Here is an 18,947-nt window from a genome sequence, read left to right as displayed (position 1 = left end):
CAATTCGCAATAGACGAAGCAACCATCAGGGGAGCTGGTGCTTGAAAAAACGTCTGTTCGTTACGGGCCTCAGCGGTTTCGTTGGACGTCACCTCAAATCTCGACTGAACGGTCATGATTCGACGTGGCAGGTGATGCCTGTCGCCGCACGCTACGACCTGACGGACGCCAAGACCCTGGAGGGCCTCTGGCCCGAGCTTCCCGACGCCGTGATCCACCTGGCAGGCCAGACCTTTGTGCCCGAAGCCTTCCGCGATCCGGCGCGCACCCTGCACATCAACCTGATGGGCACCTTGAACCTGCTCCAGGCCCTCAAGGCCCGGGGTTTCACCGGGACGTTCCTGTATGTCAGCTCCGGTGACGTCTATGGCCAGGTCAGCGATGACGGGTTTCCCATTACCGAACAACAGCCCCCTGCCCCTTGCAATCCATATGCGGTAAGCAAGCTGTCAGCAGAACTGTTAAGTCTGCAGTGGGGGATCAGCGAAGGTTGGCCTGTTGTGGTAGCACGCCCCTTTAATCACATCGGAACCGGGCAGAAGGAGCATTTCGTCATCGCGAGCGCCGCGCGGCAGATCTGCCGTATCCAGCAGGGGCTACAAACGCCGCAACTCTCCGTAGGCGATATTGATGTCACCCGCGACTTCCTTGATGTCGACGACGTAGTTTCGGCTTACCTCGCATTGCTGGAGAAGGGAACACCTGGCCGGATCTACAACATCTGCTCGGGGCGTGAGCAAAGCGTTCGCAGCCTGATCGAGCTGCTCGCAGATATCGCTCAGATCGAAATACAATTGACCCAAGACCTCGCGCGCTTGCGCACAGTAAGCCAGCGCCGCGTCTGTGGCAGCCATGCCAGACTGCACCAGATAACAGGATGGAAGCCTGAGACCACTACACAACAGTCCCTGAGATCAATTCTGTCCGACTGGGAAATACGGGTGCGGCAGGAATGAAAAAAAATATCTGCTTAATGCCTCATCAAGGCAAGGCAAAATGATGTTACTGACCTTGCATCACGCGCTATGGAGCTACCGCGGCTTCGTCCTGGGCAGCGTCAAGCGCGAGTTCCAGGCACGCTATCGCAACTCGCTGTTCGGCGCCTTGTGGACGGTGCTCAACCCGTTGTCGATGATCCTCGTCTACACGGTTATTTTTTCCCACATCATGCGCGCCCGTCTGCCCGGGGTCGAAGATGGCATGGCCTACAGCGTCTACCTCTGTGCCGGGCTGCTGACCTGGGGGTTGTTCGCGGAAATCACCACCCGCAGCCAGGGCATGTTCCTGGAAAACGCCAACCTGCTGAAAAAGATCAGCTTCCCGCGGATCTGCCTGCCAGTGATCGTGCTGTTCAACGCGGGGATCAACTTCGCGATCATCCTCGGGCTCTTTCTCGGTTTCCTGCTGATCACCGGACGCTGGCCAGGCATGACCTTGCTGGCCCTGGTGCCGCTGCTGGCCCTGCAAGTGATGTTCGCCGCCGGGCTAGGCATGCTGCTGGGGATCCTCAATGTGTTTTTCCGCGATGTTGGGCAGTTGTTCGGCATTTGCCTGCAATTCTGGTTCTGGCTCACGCCGATCGTTTACCCGATGACGATCCTGCCGCCATCGATCCAGCGACTGCTCGCCTTCAACCCCATGACCGCCCTGATGCAGAGCTACCAGAACCTGTTTCTCTATAATCAGTGGCCGGTCTGGAGTTCGCTGGTGCCGTTGCTGGTGGTGGCCCTGTTGTTGTGTGCCTTGGGCCTGCGCATGTTTCGCCGACGCGGCGGTGAAATGGTGGATGAACTCTGATGGGACATTTGCGCGTCACCGGCCTGGGCAAGGCCTACAAGCAGTATCCAAACCGCTGGAGCCGGCTGTTCGAGTGGTTGGTCCCCTTTTCTCGCCAGCGCCATCAACTGCACTGGATCCTGCAAGGTGTGGACTTCGAGATCCAGCCCGGGGAAGCCGTCGGCATCGTCGGGGTCAACGGTGCCGGCAAAAGCACCTTGCTCAAGATGATCACCGGCACCACCCAACCCACCTGCGGCCACATCCACTTGCAAGGCCGCGTCGCCGCGCTGCTGGAACTGGGCATGGGCTTTCATCCAGACTTTACCGGCCGCCAGAATGCGTTCATGGCCGGTCAGTTGCTGGGTATGCACGTGGACGAAATCGAAGCATTGATGCCCGAGATCGAAGGGTTCGCCGAAATCGGCGAGGCCATCGACCAGCCGGTACGCACCTACTCCAGCGGCATGCAGATGCGCCTGGCGTTCAGCGTTGCCACCGCCCGACGCCCGGACATCCTGATCGTCGACGAAGCGTTGTCGGTGGGCGATGCCTACTTCCAACACAAGAGCTTCGAGCGCATCCGCAGTTTCCGCAAAGCCGGTACCACGCTGCTGATCGTGTCCCACGATCGCTCGGCGATCCAGTCGATCTGCGACACCGCCATCCTGCTCGAACACGGGCGCATGGCCATGCGCGGCAAGCCGGAAGAGGTGATGGATTATTACAACGCGATGCTGGCCCAGCGCGAGGGCCAGGTGGTTCGCCAGGAGATGCTCGCCAACGGCCAGATACGCACGATCTCCGGCACCGGCGAGGCCGGCATCGTCGATGTGCAATTGCTCAACAGCCAGGGGCAGTCGGTGGAAGTCGCCGAGATCGGCCAGCCGATGGTGTTGCAAGTACGGGTTGAAATCCGCCAGGACATCGAGCGGCTGGTGTTGGGTTTTTTGATCAAGGACCGCCTTGGCCAGCCCATGTATGGCATCAACACCCATCGCCAGGACAAAGCCGTGACCGACCTCAAGGCCGGCGAACAGATCACCTTCCGTTTCAGTTTCGACATGCGCCTGGGCAAGGGCAATTACTCCGTCGCGCTCAGCCTGTCGCGACTGGACTCGCACCTGGACCGTAATTTCGAATGGCGCGACTACGGGCTGGTGTTTCACGTCATCAATAATCGCCAGGAGGATTTCGTCGGCTGTTCCTGGCTCCAGGCCCGGACCAGTATCCAGCGTTCGAGCCAGACGGCCGTCGAGGCGTTGCCGCAAAAGGAGTTGCCATGAGCCGCTTGCTGGTGGATTGCACCTACGTATACGACCACCCGAATGACAACTCCGGCATTCAGCGAGTGGTACGCAACGTCGTTCGCGAATTGCCGGCCAAGGACCAGGACCGCGAATGCATTCCCGTGGTGATGCTGCAGGGCAAGCTGTATGAAGTGATAAGCCTGGCTCCCCTGCCCACGAATGGGTGGGATCTGGCCGGCCTGCGAGCACGCTTGGTCCAGTTCGCCAATCTGTTCTGGCTCAGGCAGCGGACCCTCGAACGGCGGCGCCCCTTCAGCCATTCGGTCTGGGCACGCCGCTTCTTGTACGTTGCTTGCCGACTGTTCGCCCTGGGGTGCCTGAGCCTCCCCATTCGAATCCTCGATCGTCTGCTCAAACGCAAGCCTGCCCCGGCGCGCAGCGTACCGCTGGCACATCGAGCCGGCGATCAATTGGTGTTGCTGGACTCTTCCTGGCACTCAGGTTTCTTTCCCCTGGCCGAACAGCTCAAGCGTGATGGCGTCGGGATCATCTCGGTGATCTATGACCTGATTCCACTGACCCATCCGCAATTCTGCGACGCCGGGCTGGTCAAGGTGTTCAACCATTGGTTCGACTGGATTGCCCGCACCGCCGACGGCTACATCGCCATCTCCACCACCATCCGCGACCAGCTTCGCCAGGAAATGGTCCGGCGTGTTGGCGAGCAACAGGTGCGCGAGCGCTGGTTCGACTATTTCCATTTGGGCAGCGAACTGGACCTGATCGATACCACACAACCCGTCGACCCGGGCTTGTTGCGGCTGTTCAATCGCCCCGAGCCGGTATTCCTGATGGTCAGCACCATCGAACCGCGCAAAAACCACGCCTACCTGATCGATGCGTTCGAGCGGGCCTGGGCCGCCGGTTCACAAGCACGGTTATGCATCGTCGGGAAAATCGGCTGGAAATGCGAAGCGCTGATCGAGCGTATCCAGCGTCATCCACAGCTCGGCAGCCGCCTGTTCATGTTCAACCACCTGGCGGACCAAAGCCTGGAACACGCCTATCGACACTCCACCGCGCTGGTGTTCCCGTCCTACGTGGAGGGCTTCGGCCTGCCGTTGGTGGAGGCCATGCAACGCGGCTTGCCGGCGATGGGCAGCGATATCCCGGTGTTTCGGGAAATCGGCGGTGACTTCATGACCTACTTCGATCTCGACGATCCCCAAAGCCTGGCGAACCTGGTCATCGACATGGAACACACCGGGGTATTCCCGGCCAGGCGCAACCTGGATCAATGGCAATGGCTGAGTTGGCGCCAAGCCAGTGCGCAACTGGTAGAAAGGATCGAGGGCCACGTTAACGAAGTCATCGTCGACCGGGAAACAGCATGCGGATAGCCCTCAACGCGCGCATTCTCCAGGCGCCACGCACCGGCATCGGCCACTACGTGGCGGAACTGGCGACGGCCTTGACCCAGGAGCCGGATGTACAATTGTCACTGTTCCACGGTTGGGGCTGGAGCCCGCAATTGCCGCCAACGGCCAAGCCTGGCTATTCAAGGCTGAGCCCCTTGCTGCGACGGGTTCCGGGGGCCTACCAGGCGCGGCGCTGGCTGGAGCAGAAACGCTTCGATCAGGGCCGTTCAAAGGCTATCGACCTGTATCACGAACCAAGCCTTTGGCCGCTGGCCTTCGAAGGGCCGACGGTGATCACCCTCCATGACCTTACTCACCTGCGCTACCCCGAGACGCAACCACCGGCACGCCTGAAGGAAATCGAGCGACGACTCAGCCGCGCGGTGGAACAGGCGCAGCTGATCCTGACCGACTCGCAGTTCATCGCCGATGAAGCCCAGCAGTATTTCGGCCTGCCCGCCGAGCGCCTGAGGGTCGCGCCACTGGGGATCGCGGCACGTTTCCACCCGCGCGAACCGGAAGCGATCGACGCCGTGCTCAAGGCCCATGGCCTGGAGCATGGCCGATATTTCCTCTGTGTCGGCACCCTGGAGCCACGCAAGAACCTGTCGTTGGCCCTGCGCGCCCACGCCGGGCTTCCCGAATCCCTGCGTCAGGCCTTTCCTTTGTTCATTGTAGGAATGAGCGGATGGCAACAGGCGCAGCTCAATGATGAGTTGAAACGCGCCCTGGCCGGCGGTCATGCTTGTCTGGCGGGTTACCTGCCTGACGAACAGGTCGCCCAGCTATTGGCGGGGGCACGGGCATTGGTTTTCCCATCACACTATGAAGGCTTTGGCCTGCCGGTACTCGAGGCCATGGCCAGCGGCACGCCGGTGATTACTACCCGCTGCTCGGCGATGCCGGAAGTGGCCGGGCCGGCCGGGATCTATTGTGAACCCGACGATCCGCATGCCATGCGCGACGCCATGGAGCGGTTGGTTGACGATCGCCTGCACTGGCAGGCGTGTCGGGAAGCGGGGTTACAACAGGCCGCGCTGTTTTCCTGGGAGCGCTGTGCGCAGGTGACTGCCCACGCGTATCGCCAGGTCTTGGGAGGTTGAATGCGAGTCCTGCACTTTTACAAAACCTATTTGCCTGACTCCATGGGCGGCATCGTACAGGTCATCTTCCAGTTATGTGACAGTACTGACCGGTTGAGTATCGATAACACTGTGTTGGCCCTGAGTGGGCAGCCGGCCCCCGAGCCGGTCAAGATCCAACAACATATCGTCCACCAAGCCCGAATGGACTTCCAACTGGCGTCCACCGGTTTCTCCTACAGCGTTTTCAAGAAATTCCGTGAGCTGGCCGCCGAAGCGGATGTGATCAACTACCACTTCCCCTGGCCGTTCATGGACCTGGTGCACTTTTGCAGTGCCGTGAAAAAACCCTACGTCGTGACCTACCATTCGGACATCGTTCGCCAACGGCACCTGCTCAAGCTCTATCGCCCGCTGATGCGACGCTTCCTGGGCGGCGCCGACCGTATCGTCGCGGCCTCGCCGAACTATGTTCACACCAGCGATGTGCTCAAGGAATACAGCGCCAAGACGCGAATCATCACCTACGGCCTGAACAAGAGCAGTTATCCACAGCCTGACGCCGAGCGCATGGCGCAGTGGAAGGCAAAACTGGGCGAGCGTTTCTTTTTGTTCGTGGGGGTGATGCGTTATTACAAAGGCCTGCACATTCTGCTCGACGCCCTCAAAGGCGTGGATTACCCCGTCGTCATCCTGGGCGCCGGCCCACTGGAAAAACAACTGCATGCCCAGGCCACGAAACTGGGCCTGCGTAACCTGCATTTCCTCGGGCGCCTGGGGGACGAAGACAAAGTTGCGCTGCTGGAACTGAGTTATGCCATCGTGTTTCCTTCGCACCTGCGCTCCGAAGCCTTTGGCATCTCCCTGCTCGAAGGCGCGATGTTCGGCAAGCCGATGATCTCCAGCGAAATCGGCACCGGCACCAGCTACATCAACATCCACGGCGAAACCGGCCTGGTGGTGCCACCCAGTAACCCCGAGGCTTTCCGCGAGGCGATGCGCACCCTGTGGGAAAACCCGGCTCAGGCCCAGGCAATGGGCGTCAAGGCCGAAGCCCGTTACCGCCAGTTGTTCACCTCCGAAGAGATGGGCCAAAAGTGGGTGCAGTTGTACGAGGAACTGCTGGAGGAAAAGGCGCTTTCCTACGCCTAGGGCCCGTAGGAGCTGTCGAGCGCAACGAGGCTGCGATCTTGTCCCAGACCATTGAGTCGCGAGCGAAAGATCAAAATCAAAAGATCGCAGCCTTCGGCAGCTCCTACAGCGCAACCCAGCGGGAGCAAGCGCCCCCGTCAAACAGCGCCCCATTCAAATGCTCAGGCGTGCTTTTGCAACCCGGCAACCGTACGCGGCATGCCCACGAACCCGGGCAAGGCTTCGATCCGCGCCAGCCAGGCCCGCACATGGGCATAGTCCTCCAACGACACATTGCCTTCCGGTGCGTGGGCGATGTAGCTGTAGCCGGCGATGTCCGCGACAGTCGCCGTATCACCCGCCAGAAAATCACGACGGCTCAATTCCTGATCAATGACTTTCAGCACAGCGTGGGAACGGGCAATCACGTCCTCGGCGTTGTAGGCCGCGCCAAACACCGTGATCAGTCGTGCCGTGGCCGGCCCCGCATGGATCGGCCCGGCCGCCGCCGACAACCAGCGCTGCACCTGCGCGACGCCGACTGGATCGGTGGGCAGCCAGCGGCCCTTGCCATATTTGTGCGCCAGGTACACCAGGATCGCGTTGGAGTCCGCCAGCACCACGCCGTCATCGTCAATGACCGGTACCTGGCCAAACGCATTGAGCGCGAGGAAGTCCGCCTGTTTGTGCGCGCCCTTGGCCAAGTCGACGAAGACCTCTTCGACCGGTAGCCCGAGCAACGAAAGCATCAATTGAACGCGATGGGAATGGCCGGACAGCGGGAAGTGATAGTGCTTGATAGGGTTCATGGTCGACTCCGCAGGAAGTGACGCCATCAGCACAACGGCGTCGATGGGGTCATCTTCCGCTCCGGGCCAAAACAAGAGAATCACCCAGAAACGCAATCCATTATTTCAGCAAGAGAAACAATACATCAGTCGCTCAAGGCCGGATGTTCGCGCAATGCGCTGACGACAAAATCGACAAAACTGCGGACCCGCGCCGGCGCATTACGTCCGCCCTGGTACACCACATGGATCGGCAGAGGCGGCAATTCGAAATCGGCCAGGACGATTTCCAGTTCGCCGGCGGCCACGTTGCCCGCCACTTGGTAAGACAGGACTCGCGTCATCCCCAACCCCTGGCAAGCGGCGGTGATCGCCGCCTGGTTAGCCGTCACCACCAGCCTGGGCACGGGCCGGACGGCCAACGCTTGGCCTGAGTCGATGAAGGTCCAGCTTTTGACCTGGCCAATGGCCGACGACGCGACCACGGGCATTCGCTCCAGGTCATCCGGATGCCGGGGCCGCCCGTGGCGTGCGAAGAAGTCCGGGGAGCCGCACACCACTCGCCGTACTTCACCGACCCGCACCGCGTGCAGGTTGCTGTCCGGCAGCTCGCCAATGCGCAGGGCAACGTCGATGCCCTCCTCCACCAGGCTGACCGTGCGGTCCAACAACAAAGCGTTGATGCTGACCTCGGGGAACCGATGCAGATAATCCACCAGCAGCGGCGTGACGAACGACTGGCCGAACAGCACCGGCGCGGTGATCGTCAATTGCCCACGGGGCTGGACGTGGCTGCCGGCCGCCGAATCCTCGGCTTCCTGCAAATCGCTCAGGATCCGCCGGCAGTCCTCGAGAAAGCGCTGACCGGCTTCACTCAGGTACACATTGCGGGTGGTGCGCACCAGCAATGGCGTGCCGATGCGTTGTTCCAACCCTGCCACCGCCCGCGTGACACTGGCCGCCGACAGGCCCAGGCGTCGCGCCGCCGCCGAAAACCCCGACTCCTGGGCCACGGCGAGAAAAACCTGCATTTCCTGGAACCTGTCCATCCATCCCCCGATGAGAAATCCTGATACAAGTTTTCCGCGCGCCTCAAAAGCAGCGCTGCGCCGCCATTGTAGAGGCCTGCGCCAGTGAACCACAGCCTAGCGCAGCCGGACACCGGGACATTGGCCGGACCAGCGGCGATGGCCCTTGGTACCATCCCGCCTCATGACAGTTTCATGACCGAAGGAAGCACCTTCTGTGGGAGCGAGCTTGCTCGCTCCCACAGGGTGGGTATGTCGTTCAATGGATTGGCTTCAACTGAAAGGCCCGTTTCTCGTGAATATCATTTATCGCGCTTCAACCCACCCCCGCGCCGCCCTCATCACCCTGATCGGCTGCGTATTACTCGTTCCCATGGGCCTGCGTCTCGCCCTGGGCTGGTCCGACCCGCTGGGCTATCTGTCGGACCTGGGCATCGGTGGGTTACTGATCGCGTTGCTTTACCGTCGCCCCTGGTGGCTGGTACTGCCGGTATTGCTGGCCTGGAGCGCATTGACGCTGGCCAGCATCGAATTGGTCAGTGCGGTGGGGCGGATGCCCAATCCTTCGGACATTCATTACCTGACCGACCCGCAGTTCGTTGAAAACTCCACCAGCGGCGGCTTCGCCCATCCGTGGCTGGCCGCGGTCCAGTTGGCCGCGCTGGCGCTCTGGCTGATGACCCAATGGACCAGTCGCCCACACCGGGCGCCACGCTTGCCTCGCCACGCCTGGGCCGTGCCCGTGTTGCTCCTGCTGAGCCATGGCGCGCTGCAAGCCTGGCGTCCCAGTGAAGCGGACCAATGGAACGTGTTCAACCTGCCTCACCAACTCGTCACCGCAGGTATCGCCGCCGGGCAGGACCAAGCCCGGCAATGGCTCGACGGCGACGCCGTGGACCCCGCCCCGCCCATGGCGGGGCTGACCCGCCTGGACCTCGATGGCAACAGGCTGCTGGCCGAACCGGGGCGTGCGCGCAACGTTCTGGTCATCGCCCTGGAAGGCATTCCCGGCGCCTACGTGAGTGCCAACCGCCAAGCCCTGAACAGCCGCTATCAGGAAAACCTGATGCCCAATCTCAGCGCCTGGGCCGAGCGTGGCATGAACACTCCCGATTACGTCCTGCACAGCCACCAGACCATTCGTGGGTTGTACGCGATGCTGTGTGGCGACTACGACAAGCTCGACGACGGCACGCCCAAAGGCGTCGAAATGCTCAACCAGACCCAGCGCAACCAGGCCTGCCTGCCGGCCCAGTTGCGCCAGAACGGCTTTTCCACGCATTTCCTCCAGGGCGCGGGCCTGCGGTTCATGGCCAAGGACCGGATCATGCCGCACATCGGCTTTGACACGACCCTGGGCATGGAGTGGTTCACCCGGCCTGCCTACCTGGAGTTTCCCTGGGGCAAGGACGACAAGACCTTCTTCGAAGGCGCGCTGGATTACGTCGGACAACTGCAGCAGGCGGACAAACCGTGGATGCTGACCCTGCTGACCGTGGGCACCCACCAGCCGTACTCGGCACCGGATGACTACCTGCAACGCTACGACACCGCCAAGCAGGCAGCGGTGGGTTACCTGGACGATGCGCTGGACAACTTCCTGTCAGGCCTCGAGCGCCAGGGCATCCTCGACAACACCCTGGTGGTCATCACCTCGGACGAATCCCATGGCATCGACGATGTGCGGCTGGCCTCGTCCTGGGGGTTCAACCTGACGCTGGCGCCGGAACCGTTGCCCCGGATCAAGTCAGGCACCTACGGCCATGTGGACCTGACCGCCTCGATCCTCGATTACTTCGGCTTCACGGTGCCCACGTCGTTGTCCGGTCGCTCGATGTTCAGGGACTACCCGACGGGCCGGGAAATCATGTCGTTCACCAACGGCAAGCTGCGCTACCACGACGGCAAGGGCACATTCACCGAATGCGATTTCCTCCAGCATTGCCGTTACTACAGCAGCGAAGGTTTCATCGCCGACCGCGCCACCTACGGCGGACAATACAGCGGCCAGCGCGCCCGATTGATCAGCGCCCGGGCCACGGCCCTGGACCAGACCCTGATGCGCACGCCCCTGAACCAGCACTACCAGTTCGGCAGCGCCGATAAAATCCCGCTGCCGGCCCAGGTCACCAACGACTGGACCGATAACCTGATCGGTGCCCAATACCTGGAAATGCCCAAGGGTTCACAGACCCGCGTCAGCCTGACCATCCGCGCGGTGGAGGCAGACCATGCCGCCTACATTTCCCTCAAGGCCAAGGAGTTCGAGCAGGATGTGTCGATGGACCTGCCGACCGAGGTGGCGGTGACACCCGACCAGCCGCTGGTGATGAACATCAGTTTCGACAACCCACAGCAGCGCAAGGCGTTTTCCTTCCATCTGCTCGGCCATGGCGTCGGCGCCATCGAGATCAGCGACTTCAGCGTCGTGACCGAACTGCCGGACCAGACGGACCAGCCGCAATACCTGGACGATATGCAGGAAGACAGCGAGGCCCAATCCAGTTGAACAAAAAACGCGCAGCCATGGCTGCGCGTTCCAATGTTCGGGCCCAGGCTTGATCAAGACTTGATCAATTGCATGATTTCGAATGCGTTCAATGCCGCCCCCCGCAGTAACTGATCGCCGCTGATGAACAGGTCCAGCCCGTGCTCGCCGTAGATCAGGTTGTAGCGAATCCGCCCGACTTCCACCGCATGCTTGTAGGTGGACGTCATGGGCATCGGATAAGCGCCGAACTCGGGCTCATCCACCACTTCAACCCCCGGTGCGCTGCGTAACAGCTCGCGCACCTGCTCCAGCGACTGGATGGGAGTGTTGAACCGCAGGCTCAGGCTCTCGGCATGGGAACGCAAGGTCGGCACCCGGACCGCGGTCGTACTGATCGCCAACGTCGGTTCATCGAGCACCTTGCGCAATTCCCAGACCACTTTCATTTCTTCACGGGTGTAACCATTGGCTTCGAACGAGTCGACCTGGGGAATCACGTTGAAGGCCAGGTTATGGGCGAAGTGCTCGCTGTCATCGCGGTCGCCATAATCACTGAAGGACTTGGCCTTCTCTCGCAGTTCCAGCATCGCCGGCTGCCCCGCACCGCTGGCCGCCTGATAAGTGGAAATGATTGCGCTCTCCAACCCGAAGGCCTGATGCAGCGGCCCCAGCACCATCAGCGCAATGGCCGAGGAGCAATTGGGGTTGGCGATCAGTTTTTCGCCCTTGTAACGCTGACCGTTGATGGGCGGTACCAGGAGCGGAATCGCCGGGTGATAACGGAAGGCCGAGGAGTTATCGATGACGTAGGCGTTTTCAGCCAGACGCTCGCCATACTCCAGGGCGAAGGCCCCGGAGACACACAGGAAGACGATATCGCACGAGGCGCAACCCTCGACCGAAAAGGCTTCGATCAGGTGCTCGACCTGACCCACCTTCAAACGCTTGCCCGCCGAACGGCCAGAGGCCATGCAGACCACTTTGTAATCGGTATTTTCAAGCAATTGCAGCATGGTCATGCCCACTGCACCGGTGCAGCCCACCACGGCGACTTTCTTCATTTCGCGTCCCTTATCCACCTCTGCAAAGGCTTAACCGTCTTGGTTTTCCTGATTGCCTGCGATCGATTGTAGGGAGACGGGCCCGTCCGCTACAGTGCAGCGCAAGACAACAAACGGTGGAATCACGCCAAATGCACGCTCACCCCGGAACCGTGGCGATCCTCGTTTATGAAGGCCTGTGCGTATTCGAGTTTGGTATCGCCCTGGAGATCTTCGGCCTGCCTCGTCCGGAGCTGAATGTAGCGTGGTATGACCATCAAATCGTTGCCGTCGATCCAGGACCGATGCATGCGCTGGGCGGCCTTCGGATCGCCGTCGACGCGGGGCTCGAAGCACTGGACAGCGCGCGAACCATCATCATCCCCGGCTGGCGCAACCACCATGCAGCGCCCCCTGAAGCGCTGTTACAAGCACTGCGCCGCGCCCACGCCCGCGGCGCACGCCTGCTGTCGATTTGCTCGGGGGTATTTGCCCTGGCCGCCACCGGGCTGCTCGACGGCAAGAGCGCGACCACCCATTGGCAATTCTGCGCAGAACTGGCCGAGCGATTCCCGCTGATCAAGGTCGACCCGAACGTGTTGTATGTCGATTCCGGGCCATTGATCACCTCAGCCGGCAGTGCAGCGGGCATCGACGCCTGCCTGCACCTGATTGCCCGGGACTTCGGCACGCATATCGCCAACTCCGTGGCCCGTCGCCTGGTCATGGCGCCGCAACGGACCGGGGGCCAGGCCCAGTTCATCGTCGCTCCCGTGAGCAAGTCGCCACGCAACGAACTGACCCGCATCCTGCAGTGGCTTCGCGAGCATCTGGATCAGCCCCTGAGCGTCGGCGACATGGCCGCCCGCGTCGCCATGAGCGAGCGCACCTTCCTGCGGCGCTTCGTCGAAACCACCGGCCTGCCGCCCAAGACCTGGCTGCAGCAAGAGCGCTTGAATCGGGCGCGGGAGCTGCTGGAAAGCACCGACCAGAGCATGGCCGGCATCGCCCAGGCCTGCGGCTATCGGTCGGTGGAGAGTTTCCGGGCGGCGTTCCGGAACGCCGTCGGTTTGCCGCCCACCGCCTATCGCGAAAGATTCGGCAGAGGTGCGGTCCGCCCACAGCAAGCCTGGGCTAATCCAGCAAGCGATGCAGCTTGGCGTACTGCAACAACATGATGGTCTTGCCGTCGCAGATCTCACCGGTCTCGATCATGCCCAAGGCTTGGTCGAGGGACAGTTCCAGCACTTCGATCTCTTCGCCCTCGGCTTCAAGGCCGCCGCCTTCGTGCTGCTTGTCTTCGTCGAAATATTCGCCGACGAAAAAATGCACCCGCTCAGTCACCGAGCCCGGGCTCATGAAGGCGTCGAACACCTTGCGCACGTCCTGGATGATGTAGCCGGTTTCCTCCTGGGTTTCCTTGCGGATACAGGTGTGCGGGTCGTCGTTGTCCAACAGGCCGGCGCAGGTTTCTATCAACAGGTCATCGTGCCCGTTGACGAAGGCCGGGAAGCGAAACTGCCGGGTCAACACCACCGTTTGCTTGGCCTTGCTGTACAGCAGGATGGTGGCGCCGTTGCCCCGGTCATAGGTCTCGCGCGTCAGTTCGCGCCATTGGCCGTTGCGGCCGAGGTAGTCATAGGTGGTTTTTCGCAGCACGTACCAATCGTCCGAGAGGACTTCGACGTGCTTGATGCGTACGCGATCCTTGATGCTGATTGCCTGTGTCATTTACCCGCTCCGTTCAAGGCCAAAGGTCCCATTAGAACTCTATTACAACGATGCAGGCACGCGTGGCAACGCGCGTTTGTGGGCTGTCTTGAGGTAGGCGCGTTCAATGATCTGCCGCGCCTGGGGCGACACCTCTTGGCCCATCAGGTACGCATCGATTTCCTCGTAGCTGCAGCCATACGCCACTTCATCCAACTTGCCGGGCGCCAGGTCTTCCAGGTCCGCGGTCGGCGCCTTGCGCACCAGGTGCGCGGGGGCGCCCATCGCGTCGGCCAACAACCTCACCTGGGTCTTCGTCAGCCCAGACAAAGGTGCCAGGTCGCACGCGCCGTCGCCGAACTTGGTGAAAAACCCCATCACCGCCTCTGCCCCATGATCGGTGCCCACCACCAACCCGTCGCTCAGATTGGCAATGGCGTATTGCGCCAGCATCCGTGCCCGGGCCTTGGCGTTGCCTTTGGCAAAGTCGGTGAGTTCGGCCGAAGGCTGCAAGCCATCGATGGCGAGGCTGCCCATCAGCCCGTCGACACACGCGGCGATGTTGCTGGTGGTGATCACGTCCGGCCGGATGAAATCCAGGGAAGCCTGGGCGTCCTGCTCATCGGCCTGGGCCTTGTATGGCAGCCGGACGGCGATAAACCGCGCCGCGTAGTCCTCACCCCGCAGTTGCTCCACCGCCAACTGGCAGAGGCGGCCGGCGGTGAGGGAGTCGACGCCGCCACTGATCCCCAGGACCAGGGACTGGCAACCCGACTCGCGCACGATCTGCTTTATGAACTCGACGCGGCGGGCAATCTCGGTTGCTTCGCCGCCCCGTGTGAGTTGGCGGTCGATGCCCAGTTCCCGGGCAATGCTCTCTTGCTGAAACGAAGTCATATCAAGCTCCCAACTGTGGATTGATCAGGGCGACGTTGAACACTTGGGCGGCGTACCGCAGAAACGAGGCATCCTCGCAGACGTTCTTGATCGGGTCGTCAGAGAACTTCACCACCGGTTCGCCGTGGACCCGCACCAGTTTCATGACGATGCTCAGCGGTTCGACACCGTCGACATCGCAAGCCAGGCTGGTGCCCATGCCAAAACCGAATTTGGCCTTGCCACGAACATGACGCAGGATCGGCAGGCACTTTTCGAAGTTGAGGCCATCGGAGAACATCAGGTCCTTGGTGCGTGGATCGATGCCCAGTTCCTGGTAGCGCCCCAACACCTTGTCGGCCCAGACGATCGGATCACCGGAATCCTGGCGCAGGCCGTCATAGAGCTTGGCAAAGTACAGGTCGAAATCCTTGAGGAAAAAGTCGGTGCTGATGCAGTCCGTCAGGGCAATACCGAGGCGGCCGCGATATTCGCGCACCCAATTTTCCAACGCCGCGTTCTGGCTCTCGCGCAAGCGCCCGAGTTGCTGGTGCACCATCAGCCATTGGTGAGCCATGGTGCCGATCAGGGGCAGATCGAACTCGTACGCCAGGTGAGCGTTACTGGTGCCGACAAAGACCCCAGGGAAATCGCTGCGCATCACATTCACCACTTCACGCTGGGCCCTGAACGACAGCCGCCGCCGGGTGGAGAAGTCTGAAACGCGAAACTCGGCAAGTTCTTCACGACTGGCATTTTTCTCCAGCCATTCGAACTTCTGGTACAGCTTGCGGGTGACGTCGGCCAACTCGACCTCGGGGTATTTCTCGCGGTTGCGCAGTTCGCTGACCATCGCCAATACCGGTTGCTCGAACATGATGCAGTGCAGCATCGGCCCACGGACGCGGATGTGCAGTTGGCCATCGACTTCCGAAACGTGGATGTAGCGCAAATTGAAGCGAAACAGGCCGAGAAACTGTTCGAAGTCCGGGGTCAGGTACTCACGGAAACGCTTGTTGAACAGAAACCGCTGCTCCCCCTCGCGCAACTGCAACCCGGCGAGCTTCTCCAGTTCGACACGAATGTCCGGGATCAGGTGACCGAGCCGCTCCTTGGAACGCACGATGAACTGGTATTCCACCTCGACATTCGGGTGCTGGTGCAAGACCGCCTGCATCATGGTGAAGGTGTAGTAGTCGGTATCCAGAAGACTCTGGATGGTGCCGCTGCTTGGATCGAATGCACTGTCCATGTCTTTTCCTTATGCGTTTGCCAGGCGGATGGTTTCTTCGCGGGTCGCGGCAACCGAGATCCCCGCTTGCTGCATGTCTTGGATGGCCTGAAGGGCGCCCTCCTCACTGATGGCCCGGCAGGCCGGGAGGTGAACGATCACCTTGAAGCCGGCGGCGGCCAGTTGCAGAGCGGTGGTCTTGACGCAGAAATCCAGCGCCAGCCCGCCGACAATGACCTGCTCGACACCCAGGCCCCTCAGGTATTCGATCACCCCGGTGGACAGCTTGCCGTGCAGGTCGTGGTAGCAGGCGCCGTACGGGTGCAAATCCGGCTCGACACCCTTCCAGATGAAATAGTCGTAGTCGTAGGGGGTCGGCAGTTGATCCAGCAGGGCGAAACCTTCGGTACCAGGGACGCAGTGGCTGACCCAGGTGATGTCGGCGTGCTCGAGCCCGGTGGGCACGAACATCTGTGCGTGATCGGCGACCACCCACGGGGCCAGGGGCGAATGGGCGTCCTTGCTGCCGATACGGAGGCTGGCCAGGGACGCGATGAAATTCAGCTCACCGGCAATCTGGTCACCGCCCGGCACCGGAAGCTCATCGGGGCATAGCGGCGTGAAGCTCTTTTGCGCATCGACATCGAAGGAAGCGGTTTTCCGGGTCAGGCTGTTCATGCTGGGTTTCTCCTCTTCATGGCCACGAGAGTACACAAGGTGTACTTTCATAACAAGCATTCGTAGAAAATATTTTTTATGCGTTCTTTCTATCCAATCCAAATGGCACGACAGAAGCAGGTTCCCAAAGAAAAGATTTTACTGATAGAGTACATGTCATGTACCAAAAGAGGATGAGCCATGTTCGAGATAGCCCTTTATGGCGGCGCCTTCAATCCCCCTCACGCCGGTCATGCCCAGGTGATGATCGAGGCCTCATGCCAAGCCAGGCGCGTGCTGGTGGTCCCAAGCCTGCGGCATCCCTACGGCAAGCAGATGGTCGACTACGAGGTGCGCCTGAACTGGCTGGAATCGATCGTCGAGAACGTTCAGCCGCTGTGCCGCGCCGAAGTGCGTGCAAGCCGGGTGGAACAGGTCGTGGCCCGCGGCGTTGAAGGCGCGATCTACAGCTACACCCTCCTCACCCATCTCGCCGACAGCCTGGCTCTGGACGGCAAGCGGATCGCGCTGGTGGTGGGCCAGGATGTCGCGGATCAGCTGCCGACCTTCTATCGCGGGCAGGAACTGCTGGAGCGTTTTTCCATCCTTCGCATGGAGGAAAAGATCCACGTGCGCAGCACCTTGGTTCGCGAACGACTGGCCTTGGGCGAGCCGCTTCCCACCCACTGGATGGCCCCCGGCATGAACCCGTTAAACTATGACCTTTACGCTACCCACGGAAATCGACATGCCCACTAGCACAGCCCCCGCCCGCGGTTACCTGCACACCATCGACCTCTGTGTGCTGCGCTTCTGCCGGGAGACCCAGGCGCTGGAAATCCTCCTGAACCGACGGGAAGCCGAGCCATTCGCCGGCCATTGGGCGCTACCCGGGATCGTGGTCAATGGTGGCGTCGAAGATCTCACGCTGAACGACGCCGTGGAGCGCCTGCGTAGCTCGAGCAAAGTGGGCCTGCCGCTGGCCTGGATCGAACAGGTCGGCACCGTCGGCGACGCGTTCCGCGACCCACGCTGCTGGTCATCCTCGACGTTCTACCTGGCGATTGTCAGCGAGGCGGTCCAGCTCGCCGAACACCAGGGTTTTTTTCCCCTCAAGGATGTCGCCGACGCCTCGATCAAACTCCCTTTCGACCACAACAGCCTGGTGGCCGCCGTCCAGGAGCGATTGCTGTCCAAGGCCCTCTACAGCAGCCTGCCGCTGATGTTCCTGGGCCCGGAATTCAGCGCACCGGAAGCGGTGAGTATTTTCTCCGTGGTACTCGACCGCCCGGTGCTCAAGACCAGCATGCGCCAGCGTTTGCTGAAGATGACCGAGGCGGGTTATTTACAGGAAACCGGCCGCAAGAAAAGCGGCGACGGCGGCCGCCCGCAACGCACGGTGGAAAACCTCAAGCCGGCCAGCGTTTACCTTTTTGATCGTTGTTTTCTGGAATAGGGCTTAGCGGGCCAGCGCAAATGCTGATGATTATTCGCAGGTGTTAAGTGGACCACAACGTATAAGCACTGCCCTATCCACTCGGAGCCTTGTATGTCATTCATCCTTCGCGTCTGCGCCCTTCTCTTGCTGTCGGAAATCGCCCTCGCTGGCCCTTTGATGGACGCCATCAAAGAGCGCCGCGCCGAACGCCAGCAAGACAGCGCCCCACTGAAGCTCCCCGCCGGCGCTAGGCTACTAAAAGATCTCCCCTACGGCCCCAACACCCGAGAACGCCTGGATGTCTACCTGCCCCGCAAGCCCAGCAATGCCCCGATCATTTTTATGGTGCATGGCGGCGCCTGGCGAACCGGCGACAAAACCGCCCAGCAAGTGGTGGCCAATAAGGTCAGCCGCTGGGTGGCAAAGGGGTTTATCTTCGTCTGCGCCAACTACCCGCTGCTGCCGGACACCAAGCCCCTGCAACAAGCCCAGGAAGTGGCAAAGGCGCTAGCAATGACGCAAGCCAACGCCGCAAGTTGGGGCGGTTCGGCTAACCATGTGATCGTCATGGGCCATTCGGCTGGAGCGCATCTGGTCGCGCTCCTGGCGGCCTCCCCCTCGTTGGCAGCCGCCCAAGGCGTCAAACCGTGGCTCGGCACCGTCGCATTGGACAGCGCCGCACTGGACGTGGAAAAGATCATGCAAGCGCGGCATATGCGCTTCTACGACGAAGCCTTCGGCAGCGACCCCACCTACTGGCAACAAACCTCGCCATCCTACGTACTGGCGAATGGCGCGACGCCAATGCTCGCTGTGTGCTCCACCCGACGCGACGTAGCCTGCGAGCAGGCGCACCTGTTTGCCACCCATGCCACCGCGCTAACCGTCAGCGTCAGCGTGCTGGAGCAAGACATGACCCATAAGGAAATCAACCAACTGCTCGGCACCCCCGGCGCCTACACCGAGGAGGTTGAACGCTTTATGGCGAGACTGGATACCGACGTGGATAAGCGCTTGGGCCGCTAGCGACA

General features: G+C 61.2%; 18 protein-coding genes. 11 read left to right on the top strand and 7 right to left on the bottom strand.

What is annotated here, in order from left to right:
* The first annotated feature begins 41 nt into the window (after positions 1-41).
* From BLQ55_RS22345 to BLQ55_RS22320, 6 genes are read left to right on the top strand one after another with little or no spacing between them, the layout of a single operon-like run.
* Positions 42-956 carry a GDP-mannose 4,6-dehydratase gene (locus BLQ55_RS22345; protein WP_092257115.1) on the top strand — a complete coding sequence of 305 codons (915 nt, stop codon included), beginning with the start codon at positions 42-44 and terminating at the stop codon, positions 954-956.
* Positions 957-999: 43 nt separating this feature from the next.
* Positions 1,000-1,797, top strand: coding sequence for an ABC transporter permease (locus BLQ55_RS22340; protein WP_092257147.1), 798 nt, complete (start codon positions 1,000-1,002; stop codon positions 1,795-1,797).
* Positions 1,797-3,062 (top strand): ABC transporter ATP-binding protein, encoded by a 1,266-nt coding sequence (locus tag BLQ55_RS22335; RefSeq protein ID WP_092257111.1) that lies wholly within the window; start codon positions 1,797-1,799, stop codon positions 3,060-3,062. Before BLQ55_RS22340 ends, BLQ55_RS22335 begins: the two co-directional genes overlap by 1 nt.
* A complete protein-coding gene (locus tag BLQ55_RS22330; RefSeq protein WP_092257108.1) occupies positions 3,059-4,426 on the top strand; it encodes a glycosyltransferase family 4 protein in 1,368 nt (455 codons plus the stop codon). The genes BLQ55_RS22335 and BLQ55_RS22330 overlap by 4 nt, the downstream gene beginning before the upstream one ends.
* Positions 4,417-5,547: a glycosyltransferase family 4 protein gene (locus tag BLQ55_RS22325; RefSeq protein ID WP_092257105.1), complete on the top strand. Its 1,131-nt coding sequence runs from the start codon at positions 4,417-4,419 to the stop codon at positions 5,545-5,547. Before BLQ55_RS22330 ends, BLQ55_RS22325 begins: the two co-directional genes overlap by 10 nt.
* Complete coding sequence (locus tag BLQ55_RS22320) at positions 5,548-6,678, top strand: glycosyltransferase family 4 protein (RefSeq protein ID WP_092257099.1); 1,131 nt, start codon at positions 5,548-5,550, stop codon at positions 6,676-6,678. It abuts the gene before it with no gap.
* A 161-nt stretch (positions 6,679-6,839) separates the two neighbouring features.
* Here the strand turns inward: BLQ55_RS22320 and BLQ55_RS22315 are convergent, their stop codons facing one another.
* A complete protein-coding gene (locus BLQ55_RS22315) occupies positions 6,840-7,466 on the bottom strand; it encodes a glutathione S-transferase family protein (protein WP_092200245.1) in 627 nt (208 codons plus the stop codon).
* Positions 7,467-7,591: 125 nt separating this feature from the next.
* A complete protein-coding gene (locus tag BLQ55_RS22310; RefSeq protein WP_092200242.1) occupies positions 7,592-8,494 on the bottom strand; it encodes a LysR family transcriptional regulator in 903 nt (300 codons plus the stop codon).
* 274 nt (positions 8,495-8,768) lie between these two features.
* Between BLQ55_RS22310 and BLQ55_RS22305 the strand changes: the two genes are divergently transcribed.
* A complete protein-coding gene (locus tag BLQ55_RS22305) occupies positions 8,769-10,982 on the top strand; it encodes an LTA synthase family protein (protein ID WP_256326639.1) in 2,214 nt (737 codons plus the stop codon).
* A gap of 53 nt (positions 10,983-11,035) precedes the next feature.
* Here BLQ55_RS22305 and BLQ55_RS22300 read toward each other — a convergent pair whose 3' ends face one another.
* Complete coding sequence (locus tag BLQ55_RS22300) at positions 11,036-12,025, bottom strand: aspartate-semialdehyde dehydrogenase (RefSeq protein ID WP_092257092.1); 990 nt, start codon at positions 12,023-12,025, stop codon at positions 11,036-11,038.
* A gap of 131 nt (positions 12,026-12,156) precedes the next feature.
* Between BLQ55_RS22300 and ftrA the strand changes: the two genes are divergently transcribed.
* A complete protein-coding gene (ftrA, locus tag BLQ55_RS22295) occupies positions 12,157-13,182 on the top strand; it encodes a transcriptional regulator FtrA (RefSeq protein ID WP_092257089.1) in 1,026 nt (341 codons plus the stop codon).
* On the opposite strand, the gene nudK is transcribed toward ftrA, so the two are convergent.
* Genes nudK through BLQ55_RS22275 form a run of 4 tightly spaced genes read right to left on the bottom strand, consistent with a single transcriptional unit; the run spans position 13,139 to position 16,499 of the window.
* Positions 13,139-13,735 (bottom strand): GDP-mannose pyrophosphatase NudK, encoded by a 597-nt coding sequence (gene nudK, locus BLQ55_RS22290; protein ID WP_092257085.1) that lies wholly within the window; start codon positions 13,733-13,735, stop codon positions 13,139-13,141. The genes ftrA and nudK overlap by 44 nt on opposite strands.
* Before the next feature lie 42 nt (positions 13,736-13,777).
* Positions 13,778-14,611, bottom strand: a complete 834-nt coding sequence (nadE, locus tag BLQ55_RS22285; protein WP_092257082.1) for an ammonia-dependent NAD(+) synthetase — start codon at positions 14,609-14,611, stop codon at positions 13,778-13,780.
* Position 14,612: 1 nt separating this feature from the next.
* On the bottom strand, positions 14,613-15,842 hold the full coding sequence (gene pncB / locus BLQ55_RS22280) for a nicotinate phosphoribosyltransferase (RefSeq protein ID WP_092257079.1): 1,230 nt from the start codon (positions 15,840-15,842) through the stop codon (positions 14,613-14,615).
* Between the two features lie 9 nt (positions 15,843-15,851).
* Entirely contained in the window at positions 15,852-16,499 is a 648-nt protein-coding gene (locus tag BLQ55_RS22275; RefSeq protein ID WP_092257076.1) for a nicotinamidase, read from the bottom strand.
* Between the two features lie 180 nt (positions 16,500-16,679).
* Between BLQ55_RS22275 and BLQ55_RS22270 the strand changes: the two genes are divergently transcribed.
* The 3 genes from BLQ55_RS22270 (at position 16,680) to BLQ55_RS22260 (ending at position 18,942) form a co-directional block, all read left to right on the top strand.
* Positions 16,680-17,237, top strand: a complete 558-nt coding sequence (locus BLQ55_RS22270; protein WP_092257073.1) for an adenylyltransferase/cytidyltransferase family protein — start codon at positions 16,680-16,682, stop codon at positions 17,235-17,237.
* Positions 17,227-17,934 (top strand): NUDIX hydrolase, encoded by a 708-nt coding sequence (locus BLQ55_RS22265; protein ID WP_092257070.1) that lies wholly within the window; start codon positions 17,227-17,229, stop codon positions 17,932-17,934. The genes BLQ55_RS22270 and BLQ55_RS22265 overlap by 11 nt, the downstream gene beginning before the upstream one ends.
* A 93-nt stretch (positions 17,935-18,027) precedes the next feature.
* On the top strand, positions 18,028-18,942 hold the full coding sequence (locus BLQ55_RS22260; RefSeq protein ID WP_218130118.1) for an alpha/beta hydrolase: 915 nt from the start codon (positions 18,028-18,030) through the stop codon (positions 18,940-18,942).
* Positions 18,943-18,947 lie beyond the last annotated feature (5 nt).

The sequence above is a fragment of the Pseudomonas sp. NFACC13-1 genome (assembly GCF_900104425.1).
GTDB classification, from domain to species: domain Bacteria; phylum Pseudomonadota; class Gammaproteobacteria; order Pseudomonadales; family Pseudomonadaceae; genus Aquipseudomonas; species Aquipseudomonas fluorescens_AA.
Note: the sequence above shows the minus strand (reverse complement) of the source record. Positions and strands in the feature narration are given on the sequence as shown.